Here is a 14,102-nt window from a genome sequence, read left to right on the forward strand (position 1 = left end):
TGGCCAGTGCACGATTCCACATGCACACCAGCCTGCTGGAGGGAGTGAACAACCGGATCAAGGTGATCAAGCGCATGGCCTACGGTTTCCGGGACAAGGAGTACTTCTTCCTGAAAATCAAGGCCGCCTTCCCCGGGAAAATGCGATGAACCTTTTTCATGTCCGCGAGGCTTTATTCGGCAAGTTTGAAAGTAATGAAACTGGCCCGTCCCTGACGTAGCACCCGCATGGACACCGAGCGGCTTTCCGGCAGCGCACCAGCCACCTCGGCAAAGGTCTTCGCCGAGTCGATCGCCTGATTGTTCAGGTGAGTGATCACATCGCCAGGCCGCAGGCCGATCAGGGCAGCCGGACCGTTCAGCACCTCGCGAATGACCACCCCCCCCTTGAGATCAAGGGATTTCTTCTGCTCGGGAGTCAGCTCGGTGACAGTCACCCCCAGACGATTGCTGCTCTGCTCCACACCAGCAACGCTCGGCTGAACCCCGCTTCCCTCCTCGGGTAAAGCACCCACCGTGATGGCGATGCTTTTCCGCCCCCCATCACGAACAACTTCCAGATTGGCTTTGGTGCCAGGCTTCAGCCCGCCGACCAGATGCGGCAGATCGGCCGACATCACGATCGGATGACTATCCAGGCTGAGAATGACATCGCCGACCTGCAAGCCCCCCTTGTCCGCCGGCCCGCCGTCCAGCACCTGGGCAACCAGTGCTCCCGCTGGCTTGTCCAGGCCGAAGGACTCGGCCAGATCCTTGTTGACTTCCTGAATGACCACGCCCAGCCAGCCGCGGGCAACCTTGCCAGTCGCCTTCAGCTGGTCGGCCACGCCCATGGCAACCTCGATGGGGATGGCGAAGGATAATCCCATGAACCCACCCGACCGAGTAAAGATCTGCGAATTGATACCAATCACCCGCCCTTCCAGGTCAAAGAGCGGTCCGCCGGAGTTGCCGGGATTGATTGCCACATCGGTTTGAATGAACGGCACGTAACTCTCGTTCGGCAAGCTCCGCCCTGTGGCGCTGATGATGCCGGCCGTCACCGAATGGTCGAACCCGAAGGGCGAACCGATGGCCAGAACCCACTCGCCCACTTTCAACTCATCGGTGCGACCCAGCTTGACGCTGGGGAGATTTGTGCCTTTGACCTTCAACAAGGCCACATCGGTAAGCGGATCGGCACCGACCAGCTCAGCCTCAAGCTCGCTGCGGTCAGACAGTCGAACGATGATTTCATCAGCATCAGCAACCACATGGTTATTGGTCAATACATAACCATCCGCGGAGATGATAAAACCCGATCCCAAGGAATGGGCTTCACGCTGCTGGCCATTATTCGGCGTGCGCGGGACCTGCGGAAGATTGCGCTCCAGGAACTCCCGGAAGAGCGGTGGAAGACCTTCGAGATCAGGCATACCCTGTACCAGGGCACGCTCAGGAAGCTTCTGCCGGGTACTGATATTGACTACCGCCGGAGAGGTCGCCTCCACCAGCTCGGTGAACTCCGGCAATTGCGCCTGCGCGCACAGCGACTGTCCAAGCAACAAGGCACCTGCCAGGACGGAGGCGAAGGACTTAGAACCAAATTTCGACATACTGCTCCTCCACTCAAAAAGCCGTACGCCTGGCATACGCATCCGGAACGCCAGGCAAAGCACGCAACACCACTGGCTGCAATGCCGGATCCCTCATCTGGCGTCGACTTGCACTGCGCACCACAGCCCAAACAGAGGCAAACCCCAGGAAGGCGGCAAAAATCACCAGAGGCTCCCCGAAGCCAAACCATTGGGCGACAATGGCGGAGATAAACAGACCCAGCAAGGGTAACAGGTAGACTGCAAGGGTACTGCGCAGCAGGAAATCTTCCCGGATGCCGACCACTACGGAGTCGCCAACCTTCAGCGGCATGACCGACAAGGCGCGAATGCGCTTGCACTGCCTTCCTGCCCCCAGCCCCTCGAGCAGCCCCTGACCACAGCCAACGCTTGCGGTACAGCCGGAGCAGGCAGTTTTGCCTAGGACCTCAATCCATACAGCCCCATGCTCGATCGCCACCACCCGGCCCTGCTCCTCGATCATCGATCAGCCTGTGCCTCACCTGCACGCATCGATAGAGCTATGCGCTCGGCCGTTCCCAAGGGGATCTCGCCAATCACAGTAACCATCATATCGCCATCTGCCGTCGACATACGCTTGGATACCGCAACGGTCGGCCCCAATTGACTGCGCGCATCCTCGACAAGAGCACCCTGCAAGGGTTCGATGAACACCGAAAAGCGCGCCAAGCCATCACCGTACATCAAATAGGTAATGGTTTCACCTGAGATGGGGCTGGGCTGAGCATGCATACCGCGCAGAGTGAAACCCGGAGGCAGCCATTCGGAGCGCCAGGCTCCCGGCTCCGGCTCTGCGGCCTGCAGGATTTCGACCGGGCGGCAGGATGGTCCCGGCTCCAGCTCATCCTTGGCAAGCGTTGTAGACGTATCCAGCCGAGTGAATTGGAAACGCTCGAGCAATTGGCCTTTCTCATTCAGAAGGAGGAACTTGAGTGGAAGGGCGGTCTCGCGGTCGAGATGCAGTTCGAAACCATAGCGATACTGATCGCGCGGCAAAATAGACAGCACCACTGCAGCACGGCCAGCGACCCTGGATTCGCTAGCCATCCGAACCTCATACCATTCGGCCAGTTTCTGCGGATCCAGCGGTCGCGGTGGCCAAGGTTCACCTTCGAACAATTGATCGGCTAAAGCGTTACTGCCACATTGCAGACGCCCGCCAACGCGCACCACTTCCACGGGTGCGCCATCCAATTTCAAGAGACGCTCTCTCGACTCTCCATCTTGGCCGGCCTGATGCCAGATGGCATGCGTGGAAAAACTGCCATTACGCTCGTAGACAAAAGTGCCTTGAAAACTTTGCTGTTTCTCCGCCTTCAGCAGGCGATTCAGCCAGTTTTGCGCGTCGGCAGCATGTACGGGCATCACCAAGCTGCCGCCGAGCAAAAGCAGAGAAAAAAAGCGCATGCTCCTCCTCAGCGATTTTCCAAACTGGCCGCTCGGGCATAGGGCAAGGCACTCTCTGCCCCACTCACAGCCGACTGCTGCACATGTTGGCGAAGGTAGACCGGAAGTCTTTTTTCATGCCACTCCGACTCCTTCCCCGCTTCCTTGGCCACAGACTCCTGTGACTGCTCGGCACCCTCGGTGTATCCAGCCAAAACCGGCATTCCCTGCACCTGCGGTACCGAAAGAGACGACTGGGGCACCCGCTGGGCCATTTCGGCACCCGCCATCTCGCCTTGATTGTACAGGCGAACGCCCGCCAGCACTGCGACGGTCACCGAAGCCGCCACCGCCACGCGCCCAACGATTCCCCAGGAGAAGAATCTGGCTTTGGGAGCAGCTTCGGCAGACAAGGCAGCCGAAACCGATGCAGCAATATCCAGACGCGGCTCCAACAGCTCCTTGTGCATGGCAGCGCGCGCCAACTGATAGCGCGACCAAGCAGCCCGAAACTCGGCATCATCCTTACCGGCAGCGAGCACACGATGCAACTCCATCTCGTCCGCCTCGTCATCCATCACCGCGGACAGCGATTCATACAGGGCTTCACGACTCATGACGATACCTCTCTCGGCTGACGGCCGCAGTCTCAGGTTTCCTGCAGTAATGGCTGCAGCGCTTTATCAATCGCCTCACGCGCTCGAAAGATGCGTGAACGCACAGTTCCAACCGGACATTGCATGACGCTGGCAATATCTTCATAACTCAGGCCATCGAACTCGCGCAGCGTCAGCGCCGTACGCAAATCTTCCGGTAATTGCTGGATGGTTCGATGCACGGTGGCCTCGATTTCATCTCGCAGCAGAGAGCGCTCCGGCGACTCGATATCCTTGAGGGCATGGTCACCCTCATAAAACTCGGCATCGCCTGCACTCACATCGCTATCTGGGGGGCGGCGCCCACGGGCCACCAGATGATTTTTCGCAGTATTGATCGCAATCCGGTACAGCCACGTATAAAAGGCGCTGTCACCACGAAAGTTGCCAAGCGCACGATAGGCTTTTATAAAAGCCTCCTGGGCAACATCCTGAGCCTCATGGGCATCATGCACAAAACGCACGATCAAACCGAGAATCTTGTGCTGGTATTTCAGCACCAGCAAATCGAAGGCCCGCCTGTCACCACGCTGCACCCGCTCGACCAATTGCTGATCTTGCTCCTGGTTTAACATGAATACTCCTCGTTAAACCCTAGGGGGCATAGCATCAGGCACCGGATCACCTTGCCTCTATCGACACGGGTATTAAGCAAAAGTTCCCCCCTCAAACGAGGCCTCCCGTAGAAAGCGAACAACTCCGAACGGATCAAGCAACCTGAACTACCCGCCATGGGAATAGTCACTCACTAGGCGAGCCTTGCTCTTCTCTGAGCTTTCACTGTCGCCAACCGGTGTGCCATCCTGTTGCAGCCGGTTTTTGACTCATGAAAGGGTGCAAAGTTCCCCTCACAGCCCTGCAGCCAAGTCGGCGATTGTGCCAAGCCCGACTTTCCTCTACTAGTCCTTGTTTTCCCGGATTTTTTTCGACATGAGCCAACACTTTCAGCATGATGTCCTGATCATTGGCAGCGGTGCGGCCGGCCTGACCCTGGCGCTCAATCTGCCGCCTCACCTGCGCATCGCGATACTGAGCAAGGGAGAATTGTCCAACGGCTCGACCTTCTGGGCTCAAGGCGGCGTTGCTGCCGTGCTGGATGATACCGATACCGTCGAATCTCATGTCGAAGACACCTTGATTGCCGGTGCCGGCCTCTGCAGAAAAGAAGCCGTGCGCTTTACAGTGGAGCATAGCCGGGAAGCCATCCAGTGGCTGATCGAACAAGGCGTCCCCTTCACCCGCGAAGATCCCACGATGCGCGATGACGGTGGTTTTGCATTTCACCTGACCCGCGAAGGCGGTCACAGCCACCGACGCATTATCCATGCCGCCGATGCCACCGGCGCCGCCATCTTCAAAACCCTGCTGGCCCAGGTACAGAAGCGGCCGAACATCGAACTGCTCGAACAGCACGTTGCCATCGATCTGATTACCGAAAGCAAACTCGGCCTGCCGGGCAAGCGCTGCCTGGGAGCCTACGTGCTCAATCGCCAGAGCGGCGAAGTCGATACCTACAGCGCACGCTTTACCACCCTCGCCTGCGGCGGAGCCGCCAAGGTCTACCTTTATACCAGCAATCCCGACAGCGCCTGTGGCGATGGCATTGCCATGGCCTGGCGCGCCGGCTGCCGGGTGGGCAACCTGGAATTCAACCAGTTCCACCCCACCTGCCTGTACCATCCGCAGGCCAAGAACTTCCTGATCACCGAAGCCCTGCGCGGCGAAGGCGGACTGCTCAAGCTGCCCAATGGCGAGCGCTTCATGCCACGCTTCGACTCCCGGGCCGAACTGGCCCCACGGGATGTCGTGGCCCGCGCCATCGACCATGAAATGAAACGCCTCGGGATCGACTGTGTGTATCTGGACATCAGCCACAAACCGGCGGATTTCATCCAGTCCCACTTCCCGACCGTCCATGAGCGCTGCCTGGATTTCGGTATCGACATTACCCGCGAACCAATCCCGGTGGTACCCGCCGCCCACTACACCTGTGGCGGTGTCGTCGTCGACAATCATGGGCGGACCGACATCCCCGGCCTCTATGCCATCGGCGAAACCAGCTTCACCGGCCTGCATGGCGCCAACCGCATGGCCAGCAACTCCCTGCTCGAGTGCTTCGTCTATGCCCGCTCCGCAGCACTCGACATGCAAGAACAAATGGCGGACACCAGTCTGCCGAGCAATCTGCCAAGCTGGGATGCCAGCCAGGTCACCGACTCCGATGAGGACGTGATCATTGCACACAACTGGGACGAACTGCGACGCTTCATGTGGGACTATGTCGGCATCGTGCGCACCAGCAAGCGCCTGCAGCGCGCCCAGCATCGGGTCAGGCTGCTGCTCGGCGAAATCGACGAGTTCTACAGCAACTACAAGGTCAGCCGCGACCTGATCGAGCTGCGCAACCTGGCCCTGGTTGCCGACCTGATGATTCGCTCGGCCATGCAGCGCCATGAAAGCCGCGGGCTGCACTACACCCTCGACTATCCGGACATGCAGCCCGAAGCCTGCGACACTATTCTGGTGCCGACCACCTACGCCGGCTGAACTTCAGCCGTACCCGCAATCGACGATGGATATCCCGCGCCAGTGCATCGCGCGGGATGCACACGCCCCTCACCCGCCGCTCCCCGGGCAGACGAAAGCGAAGAACGACCACCATTGGCAGGGCCAGACTGTCTGGCCGCAACTGCACTGGCTGCCAGCCCTTGCGCACACTCCACAGCTGCCAGCCTTCGGCAGTGCGGCGCACGCCACGGAAGGCCGTGGAATGGGACAGCAAGATCTGCCTGGGCAGGCACCAGGCCGCATGCGCCAGACACAACGAGCCGCCGAGCAGGCCCTCCCAGGAAGGTATATCGACCAGCGCTAGGGAGCCCAGGGCAAGTGCCTGGGCAATCAGATAGGCCGCCAGCAACTGCCGCGAAGGCTGCCAGTGGCACTCGAAGACATCACTTGGGTTGGACACGATCCAGGATCATGTTCACCATGCGGCGCAAATCGGGATCGGCCGGCTCTTCCCGGCGCATGAACCAGCCGAACATGTCCTGATCCTCGCAGGTCAGCAGCTTGCGGAAACGGGCCTGATCCTCGGCATCCAGCGCGGAATAGGCCTCCCTCACGAAAGGCACAAGCAGCACGTCCAGCTCCAGCATGCCGCGCCGGCTGTGCCAGTAAAGTCGGTTGAGTTCGATATCGTCGGCCATGGGATGGGTTCCTTGAAAGAAGGCTGCATTATAGCGGCGTCGCAACGCGACGACACCGCTGACAAGGCATGGACCGGTCTCTATGATGACAGCCACTCTTTATCAACTGCAGTGACGATCATGGCTGATTCCGCTTTCTTCTGTCCGCTGGCCCACGAAGGTGTGCTTGCCGTTCGCGGCCCGGATGCCGATAAATTTCTTCAGGGACAGGTGACCTGCAACCTCAATTACCTGAAGGATGGCAGCTCCAGTCTCGGCGCCCGCTGCACACCGAAGGGGCGCATGGTGTCGAGCTTTCGCCTCCTCCCCGACCGGGACGGCTTTCTCCTGGCCATGGCCAGCGAACTGATCGAGCCACAGCAGACCGAGCTGAAGAAGTTCGCGGCCTTCTCCAAGTCCCAACTGAGCGATGAAAGCGGTGCCTGGAGCCGCTTCGGTCTCGTGGGCGGCGATGCCGCCCTCGTCCGCCTGGGCCTGGATCTCCCCCGGGAGGCCGGCCGGGTCGTCCGCAACGGGGAACTCATCGCCATCCGCCTGGAGGGTGAGCGCGCCGAGCTCTGGGCGCCGGCAGAGCAGACTGAGACACTGCGCGCCCGACTGGCCAGCCACTTGCGCGAAGCCCCGCTGGAGCACTGGCTGCTGGCGCAGATCCGCGCCGGGGTCGGCCAGGTCTTCGGTGCAACCCGCGAGCTGTTCATTCCGCAGATGATCAACCTGCAGGCGCTTGGCGGAGTGAGCTTCAAGAAGGGCTGCTATAGTGGCCAGGAAATCGTTGCGCGCATGCAGTACCTGGGCAAGCTCAAGCGCCGTCTCTATCGGTTGGCGCTGGAGGGCAACGAAGCACCGGCACCCGCCACCGAGCTGTTCTCCCCGGTGCACCGCACCAGTGTTGGCGAAGTGGTTCTGGCCGTCCCGGCGGAAAAGGGTAACGAACTGCTCGCCGTGCTGCAGGAAGATGCCGTCGAGGATGGCCGCATCACCCTGGGCGCCCCCGAGGGCCCCACCCTGCACCTGCTCGACCTTCCCTACGAGCTGAACCACGAGTTGGAAACCCAACGCTAGGGCAGCTCCGCGTTCAGGGCTCCTCCGGCAGGCGCCAGTCGATCGGCGCCAGGCCATGCTGCTCGAGAAACTGGTTGGCACGGCTAAAATGGCCATTGCCGATAAAGCCACGATGGGCCGACAGCGGCGAGGGATGCGCCGAGCAGAGGATCAGGTGCTTGCCCGGATCGATCAGACGCCGCTTGCTCTGCGCATGGGCACCCCAGAGCATGAACACCACATGCTCCCGCCGCTGACTGACCACCTCGATCACCCGATCGGTGAAGCGCTGCCAGCCCATGCTGGCATGCGACCCGGCATTGCCCCGCTCCACCGTCAGCGAGGTGTTGAGCAACAGCACGCCCTGCTCGGCCCAGCGCTGCAGATGACCATGCTTCGGCATGTCGATGTTCAGATCGCGCTTGAGCTCCTTGAAGATGTTCTGCAGCGATGGCGGCACCGGTACGCCCGGCTGCACCGAGAAGCACAGGCCATGGGCCTGGCCAGGGCCATGGTAGGGGTCCTGGCCAATGATCACCACCTTGACCCGGTCCAGGGGCGTCGAGTCGAGCGCATTGAAGATCAGTGCTCCCGGTGGATAGATATCCTTGCCGGCAGCCTTTTCCCGCCGCAGGAAATCGCCCAGCTCCTGCATATAGGGCTTTTCGAACTCGTCGTGGAGCGCTTCCTTCCAGGAGGCCTCCAGCTTGATACGCTCCTCGGCACTGCCCATTCCTTTCCCTCTCGCAAATGACTGCGGCACGCTAGAGAAGCCCTGCCGCCAAGTCAAGGCATGGGTTTGCCATGAAAACCCTCCCCAATGCCGCTATAACAACATAAGAGCCCCAACCATCTCTGCCACTGGAAAACCTGTTCAGCCGGCCAAGAGCGCCGATGCCCAACCTCTCGGTAGCGGTGCACAACAACGATAGACGCGGGTAGTGCCGATGAATTTCGAACTCACCGAAGAACAACGCTTGCTGTCGACAGTGCCCAGACCTTCGCCAGCCGCGAACTGGCACCGCATGCCGCCGGTTGCGTCGCCACCACCGCCGACCTGACCATCCACAACAGGGCCTGCTGGATACTCGCCCGCTTTGCCGACGACGCACTGAAGACGACCTAGCTGCCGCGCATGATTGCGGGCGAGCTGCCTGCCTCCTACTGCCTGACCGAACCGGATGCCAGCTCCGACGCCGCCCACCTGCGCACACGGGCCCGTCGCGATGGCGACGTCCATGTACTGCAGGGTAGCAAATGCTTCATCTCCGGCGCCGGCAGCACCGATGTGCTGATCGTCATGGCCCGCACCGGAGAAGATGGTGCCAAGGGCATCTCCTGCTTTCTGGTACCAGCCGATGCCGCAGGCATCCGCTATGGACGCAACGAACTGAAGATGGGCTGGCGCGCCCAGCCGACCCGCACCGTCACCTTCGAGGAGGTACGCACTCCCGCGACCAATCGCGTCGGCCCGGAGGGCCAGGGGTTCGTCTATGCGATGCAGGCCCTGGATGGAATCGCCAGTTGCTCCCTCGGTGCGGCACGGGCAGCCCTGGAGCAGTCGCAGGGCTACGTCGGGGGAGCGCCGGCAGTTCGGCAAGCCGCTGGCCGAGTTCCAAGCCCTGCAGTTCAAGCTCGCCGACATGCTCACCCAGCTCACCGCCAGCCGGCAGATGGTGCTGCTGGCCGCCGACCGACTGGACCGCGGCCATCCGCAGGCTAGCCTTTACTGTGCGATGGCCAAGCGCTTCGCCACCGACCAGTGCTTCGAGACCTGCAACGAGGCCCTGCAACTTCACGGCGGCTACGGCTATCTGAACGACTATCCGCTGGAGCGCTGAGCACACCACAGTCGCGCACACCAGATCCTCGAAGGTACCAACCAAATCATGCGAGTGATCATCGCCCGCCACCTGCTGGAGAAGGGCGGCACGCTGGAGCGGCTGCTGTAGTCCGCCCGCGGTCATCGGCCTGCCAGCCAAGGAAACCGCCATGAGTCATGCCGTAGAAACCTATCATCCAGGCCTGTTCGATCTGACCCACAAACTGACGGTGGAAAAGCACGGGCATACTGCGCTGATCACTATCAACCATCCACCGGCCAATACCTGGGACCGCGACTCGCTGATCGGCCTGCGCCTGCTGCTCGAACATCTCAACCGCGACGACAACATCTATGCCCTGGTGGTGACCGGTCAGGGCGAAAAATTCTTCAGTGCCGGCGCCGACCTCAAGCTGTTTGCCGACGGCGACAAGGCCCGCTCCCGCGAGATGGCCCGACGCTTCGGCGAGGCCTTCGAGGCATTGCGCGACTTCCGCGGCGTCTCCATCGCCGCGATCAACGGCTATGCCATGGGCGGCGGCCTGGAGTGCGCACTGGCCTGTGACATCCGCATCGCCGAACGTCAGGCCCTGCTGGCCCTGCCGGAGGCCGCGGTGGGCCTGCTGCCCTGCGCTGGCGGTACCCAACTGCTGCCCTGGCTGGTCGGCGAAGGCTGGGCCAAACGCATGATTCTCTGCGGTGAGCGGGTGGATGCCGAAACGGCCCGGCGCATCGGACTCGTCGAGGAGGTCGTCGAGCCCGGAGAGTCCCGCGGGCAGGCCCTGCTGCTGGCGGCCAAGGTGGCGCAGCAAAGCCCGGTCGCGGTTCGCACCATCAAGCCACTGATCCAGGGCGCACGTGAGCGCGGGCCCAACGGCTGGCTGGCAGAGGAGCGCGAACGCTTCGTCGACCTCTTCGAGGCCGAAGATACCCATGAGGGCGTCAACGCCTTTCTTGAGAAGCGCGCGCCACAGTGGCGCAACCGGTAGGGCAGCTCCCGAAGGCTCCGCACGCAGCGCCGGGATGACGACTGTCCCGCGCGGTATGTCGCTTCCGATATATCCAGGAACCCTTGGAAATCAGTCGTTCCAGTCGTCCCGGTCACGGCGATCATGCCACTCACGGGAACGATCATGATCCGAGGAACGATGTCGGTCCCAATCGGAGTGCCGGTCGCGCTCCGGATGCTGCTTCCGCTTGCTCTCCACCATGCGCGAATAGCCGCCGCGGCGCTCGTCCTTGTGGGCGGGCGCCTTGCGGCCCTCATAGCGACGCTCATGCCGGTCTTCCCAGCGCCCGTTGTAATGCGGAACCGCCTTGCGCTCCGCACGCCAGTCCCCGTGATAATGACGATCCCCATGCCTGCGATCATCGTGGTGGCGATACCAATAAGTATTGTCATAAGACCGATGGCGGTATTCGCCATCATCATGGTGGGAGTAATAGCGATGACCATCATGGTCGTCGTCATAGTCGTAGACGGCGCATCCGTGCAGAAACAGGCCCAGCAGGGCAACCAATAGAGATCGGCGCAGCATGATGGATGCTCTCCTAACACGACGAAGGCCAGCATGTGCTGACCTCCGCCAGATGACATCCTTTTGACATCGAATGGATACGCTCGTTCAACAGTTCCCCTTCTTGGCCTGTCCCGGCGGGCAAAAATGTCCGCCATGCCCTCCGTGACCACCGCCACCCAGATCGAGATGAACGCCGTCTCCGAGTTCGGCGCGAACACCCGGTGCACTAATACTGCAACCACTCAACAGCAAAACCGCACCCAAAAGACACACAGACAAGCCACGCATCGAATACTCCTCGCATTTCCTCAATGCATTAAAAATAATAAAAAACAATAAGTTACAGCAAAACAGAGAGCAAAATCGCAAACTTTCTGTGGTTATTCTAAGCATGGGCGCTTTCTCTTTGCCATTACCCTTCGGCGGACTTGTGCACTGGTTCGGTGAGCTGCATTCTTGTCGCACTATATTAGTGCAATTTTTGCCATGATCCTGAATGCAGATTCCCAGCACTGCCCCCTGTGCGGCAACGACAACGCCTGCGGCTTGACGACCTCTCCGCCGGGCCAGGGCACGTGCTGGTGCTCTTCCAAACCGGCCACCCCCGACGCGCTAAAGCGCCTGCCAGCGGATCTCCGCAACCAGGCCTGCCTGTACCCCCGCTGCCTGCAGCAACTGCATGACGAGACGACACCCAATGCGCCTTGACCGCTTTCTAGGCAATCAGCCTCACCTCAACCGCCGGGACGCCCGTCTGCTTCTAGCCGGCGGACGGGTGCGCGTCGACGGCCAGATGATTAGCGACGGATGCTTCGAAATCCGCGAATTCAGCCGGATCGAACTGGACGACAGTGTTCTGCAAGCCGGCAGAGCAGCGCGCTATTTCATGCTGCACAAGCCTGCAGGGGTAGTCAGCGCCACCTGCCATGAACAGCACCGTACCGTACTCGACCTGCTGGACGAGCCGGACAGGCAGGAATTGCATCTGGCCGGACGTCTCGACCTCGGCACCACCGGCCTGCTGCTGATCACCAACGATGGACAATGGTCACGCCGCATCACCCATCCGCAGCACAAGCTGGCCAAGGTGTATTACGTGGAAACCGCCGACCCCATCGGCGAGGAGTACATCGAAACCTTCGCCCGCGGCCTCTATTTCGCCTTCGAGGATCTCGTCACCCAGCCAGCCCACCTGGAGATTCTCGACAGCCGCAGCGCCCGGCTGACCCTGTTCGAGGGGCGTTACCATCAGGTCAAGCGGATGTTCGGGCACTTTCGCAACCGCGTGCTACGCTTGCACCGGGAAAGCATGGGCCCCTTGCGGCTGGAAAGGCTGATGCCCGGCCAGTACCGCCCACTGACGCCAGAGGAGATCCGGCTGATCTGAAGGGAAAGGCTGACCGCGGAAAAACGATGGATGGGAAAAGACAGGCAAGCGGAGTCCAGCCCAAGCCGGGGGACACCTGAAAAGCAAACGCCCCGAACAAGTCGGGGCGTCTGGAAGCCTTTCACCCTGCCAGGCAGAGCTTCAGGCCGGGAGCGGAACGGCTCGCCTGTCGGGTAAGGGGCGACCATTGCTGGCCACCCCTCCCCTAAGAACTGTACGTGCGAGTTTCCCCGCATACAGCTCAAGCCTTTGTAAGCCCTTTCTCAATCGAAAGAGCCGGTGCCGCACTGTGTAGCTGTCGATGACAGTTGGGATGCAACAGCACCAGATTGTCCAGCTCGTCGCCTCCGCCCATGTGCCGCTCGATGATGTGGTGGATGTTCCACCCCGTCTCGAACGTGATCAACTGCTTGCACATCGGGCAGCGCTTGTTCTGGCCAAGCCACAGCCTCAGCGTTCTCCGTTTCCCCTCGTCCGATCTCCGCCAGGCGTATTCCAGCCTTTCCTCGAAGTACATTTCGTCTTTCGGGTCGTACGGATTGGCCTCCGCTCTGATTTTCTTGTGCCGCTGTATGGTCGTGTCGTCGGCGTACAGCAATGTGGCCAGTTTGCCGCTGGGATACTGCCCGGAGAATACCCAACTGCGCGTACCGATGCGCTTGAAGTATTTCTCCTTGATCCAGCGTTTGCAGCGATTTCCATGTCGCCGCCTGCACCACCGCCACAACAACTTCCATATCCGGTAATCCACGTAATTGAAGGTCTGCTTGGCGACTATCGGCCGATGATAGTTGGCCCAGCCCCGGATGACCGGATTGAGCTTGTCTATCAACAGGCTGGCCGGAGCCGTCTTGTTCCCTTCGATCAGTGCCTTGACCTTGGCCAGGAATGCCTTGACGTTCCGGTGGGCTGGCTTGATCAGCAGCTTGTCACCGTACTTGCGGACATTCTGGCCGAGGAAATCGAACCCCTCCGACACATGCGTGAACAGCGTCTTTTCCGCCGCGAGGCTCAACCCGCGCTCCGCCATGAAGGCTTCGACGACAGGTTTGACCTCGTTTTCCAGCAGCTCTTTCGAGATGCCGGTGATGACGAAATCGTCCGCATACCGCACATAGTTGACCTTGGTCTTGTAGCTGGCTTTGGTGTTGCGTTGCCCGAATCGCGATTCGAGCGCCTTTTCCAGACCATCAAGCGCCAGATTGGCCAGCACCGGCGAGATAATGCCTCCTTGCGGAGTTCCCGCCCCGGTGGGGTTCAATTGGCCAGATTCCAGGTATCCCGCCTTCAGCCATTTCCGTAAGACCGCCTTGTCCATCGGGACGTTGGCGATCAGCCAGTCGTGACTGATGTTGTCGAAACAGCCTTTGATGTCCAGCCCTTTCAAGGTCTCTTACCTTTCGAGGCCTCGATTACACGGGCCGTAGAGACATGAGCGCGGGCTGCGGCGCTATCGACCCACTCCCGGG

General features: G+C 60.7%; 16 protein-coding genes and 1 pseudogene. 7 read left to right on the forward strand and 10 right to left on the reverse strand.

Annotated elements, in window-relative coordinates; genetic code table 11:
• Positions 1-149 (forward strand): transposase (locus EV691_RS22195; protein WP_165901263.1); only part of this gene is annotated, 149 nt, incomplete at its 5' end.
• A 23-nt stretch (positions 150-172) separates the two neighbouring features.
• On the opposite strand, the gene EV691_RS22200 is transcribed toward EV691_RS22195, so the two are convergent.
• The 5 genes from EV691_RS22200 to rpoE are packed head-to-tail and all read right to left on the reverse strand — an operon-like array spanning position 173 to position 4,232.
• Positions 173-1,594: a DegQ family serine endoprotease gene (locus EV691_RS22200; protein ID WP_131301551.1), complete on the reverse strand. Its 1,422-nt coding sequence runs from the start codon at positions 1,592-1,594 to the stop codon at positions 173-175.
• Between the two features lie 13 nt (positions 1,595-1,607).
• Complete coding sequence (locus EV691_RS22205) at positions 1,608-2,078, reverse strand: SoxR reducing system RseC family protein (RefSeq protein WP_131301548.1); 471 nt, start codon at positions 2,076-2,078, stop codon at positions 1,608-1,610.
• Positions 2,075-3,022, reverse strand: a complete 948-nt coding sequence (locus EV691_RS22210; protein WP_131301545.1) for a MucB/RseB C-terminal domain-containing protein — start codon at positions 3,020-3,022, stop codon at positions 2,075-2,077. The genes EV691_RS22205 and EV691_RS22210 overlap by 4 nt, the downstream gene beginning before the upstream one ends.
• A gap of 8 nt (positions 3,023-3,030) precedes the next feature.
• Positions 3,031-3,618 (reverse strand): RseA family anti-sigma factor, encoded by a 588-nt coding sequence (locus EV691_RS22215; RefSeq protein ID WP_131301542.1) that lies wholly within the window; start codon positions 3,616-3,618, stop codon positions 3,031-3,033.
• Positions 3,619-3,650: 32 nt separating this feature from the next.
• Positions 3,651-4,232, reverse strand: a complete 582-nt coding sequence (gene rpoE / locus EV691_RS22220; RefSeq protein ID WP_061289897.1) for an RNA polymerase sigma factor RpoE/AlgU — start codon at positions 4,230-4,232, stop codon at positions 3,651-3,653.
• A 355-nt stretch (positions 4,233-4,587) separates the two neighbouring features.
• Here rpoE and nadB point away from each other — a divergent pair, with 355 nt between their 5' ends.
• Positions 4,588-6,204 (forward strand): L-aspartate oxidase, encoded by a 1,617-nt coding sequence (gene nadB, locus EV691_RS22225; RefSeq protein ID WP_131301540.1) that lies wholly within the window; start codon positions 4,588-4,590, stop codon positions 6,202-6,204.
• Here nadB and EV691_RS22230 read toward each other — a convergent pair.
• Entirely contained in the window at positions 6,173-6,625 is a 453-nt protein-coding gene (locus EV691_RS22230) for a protein YgfX (RefSeq protein WP_131301538.1), read from the reverse strand. The genes nadB and EV691_RS22230 overlap by 32 nt on opposite strands.
• The gene (locus tag EV691_RS22235) at positions 6,609-6,863 is read right to left on the reverse strand and encodes an FAD assembly factor SdhE (protein ID WP_131301536.1); all 255 of its coding nucleotides are present in this window, start codon (positions 6,861-6,863) and stop codon (positions 6,609-6,611) included. The genes EV691_RS22230 and EV691_RS22235 overlap by 17 nt, the downstream gene beginning before the upstream one ends.
• Before the next feature lie 120 nt (positions 6,864-6,983).
• Between EV691_RS22235 and ygfZ the strand changes: the two genes are divergently transcribed.
• Entirely contained in the window at positions 6,984-7,925 is a 942-nt protein-coding gene (gene ygfZ / locus EV691_RS22240; RefSeq protein ID WP_131301534.1) for a CAF17-like 4Fe-4S cluster assembly/insertion protein YgfZ, read from the forward strand.
• Between the two features lie 13 nt (positions 7,926-7,938).
• Here the strand turns inward: ygfZ and ung are convergent, their stop codons facing one another.
• A complete protein-coding gene (gene ung, locus EV691_RS22245; protein WP_131301532.1) occupies positions 7,939-8,637 on the reverse strand; it encodes a uracil-DNA glycosylase in 699 nt (232 codons plus the stop codon).
• Between the two features lie 214 nt (positions 8,638-8,851).
• Here ung and EV691_RS22250 point away from each other — a divergent pair.
• Together EV691_RS22250 and EV691_RS22255 are read left to right on the forward strand one after the other, a co-directional pair.
• A pseudogene (locus EV691_RS22250) lies at positions 8,852-9,856 on the forward strand (acyl-CoA dehydrogenase family protein).
• 40 nt (positions 9,857-9,896) lie between these two features.
• A complete protein-coding gene (locus tag EV691_RS22255; RefSeq protein ID WP_131301530.1) occupies positions 9,897-10,715 on the forward strand; it encodes an enoyl-CoA hydratase in 819 nt (272 codons plus the stop codon).
• 90 nt (positions 10,716-10,805) lie between these two features.
• Here EV691_RS22255 and EV691_RS22260 read toward each other — a convergent pair whose 3' ends face one another.
• Positions 10,806-11,264, reverse strand: coding sequence for a hypothetical protein (locus tag EV691_RS22260; protein WP_131301528.1), 459 nt, complete (start codon positions 11,262-11,264; stop codon positions 10,806-10,808).
• A gap of 468 nt (positions 11,265-11,732) precedes the next feature.
• On the opposite strand from EV691_RS22260, the gene EV691_RS22270 reads away from it, so the two are divergent.
• Positions 11,733-11,954, forward strand: coding sequence for a cysteine-rich CWC family protein (locus EV691_RS22270; protein WP_131301554.1), 222 nt, complete (start codon positions 11,733-11,735; stop codon positions 11,952-11,954).
• Positions 11,944-12,633: a pseudouridine synthase gene (locus tag EV691_RS22275; protein WP_131301526.1), complete on the forward strand. Its 690-nt coding sequence runs from the start codon at positions 11,944-11,946 to the stop codon at positions 12,631-12,633. The genes EV691_RS22270 and EV691_RS22275 overlap by 11 nt, the downstream gene beginning before the upstream one ends.
• A 241-nt stretch (positions 12,634-12,874) precedes the next feature.
• Here the strand turns inward: EV691_RS22275 and EV691_RS22280 are convergent, their stop codons facing one another.
• On the reverse strand, positions 12,875-14,020 hold the full coding sequence (locus EV691_RS22280; protein ID WP_242672645.1) for a reverse transcriptase domain-containing protein: 1,146 nt from the start codon (positions 14,018-14,020) through the stop codon (positions 12,875-12,877).
• Positions 14,021-14,102: the final 82 nt, after the last annotated feature.

The organism is Azotobacter chroococcum, assembly GCF_004339665.1.
GTDB classification, from domain to species: Bacteria; Pseudomonadota; Gammaproteobacteria; order Pseudomonadales; family Pseudomonadaceae; genus Azotobacter; species Azotobacter chroococcum.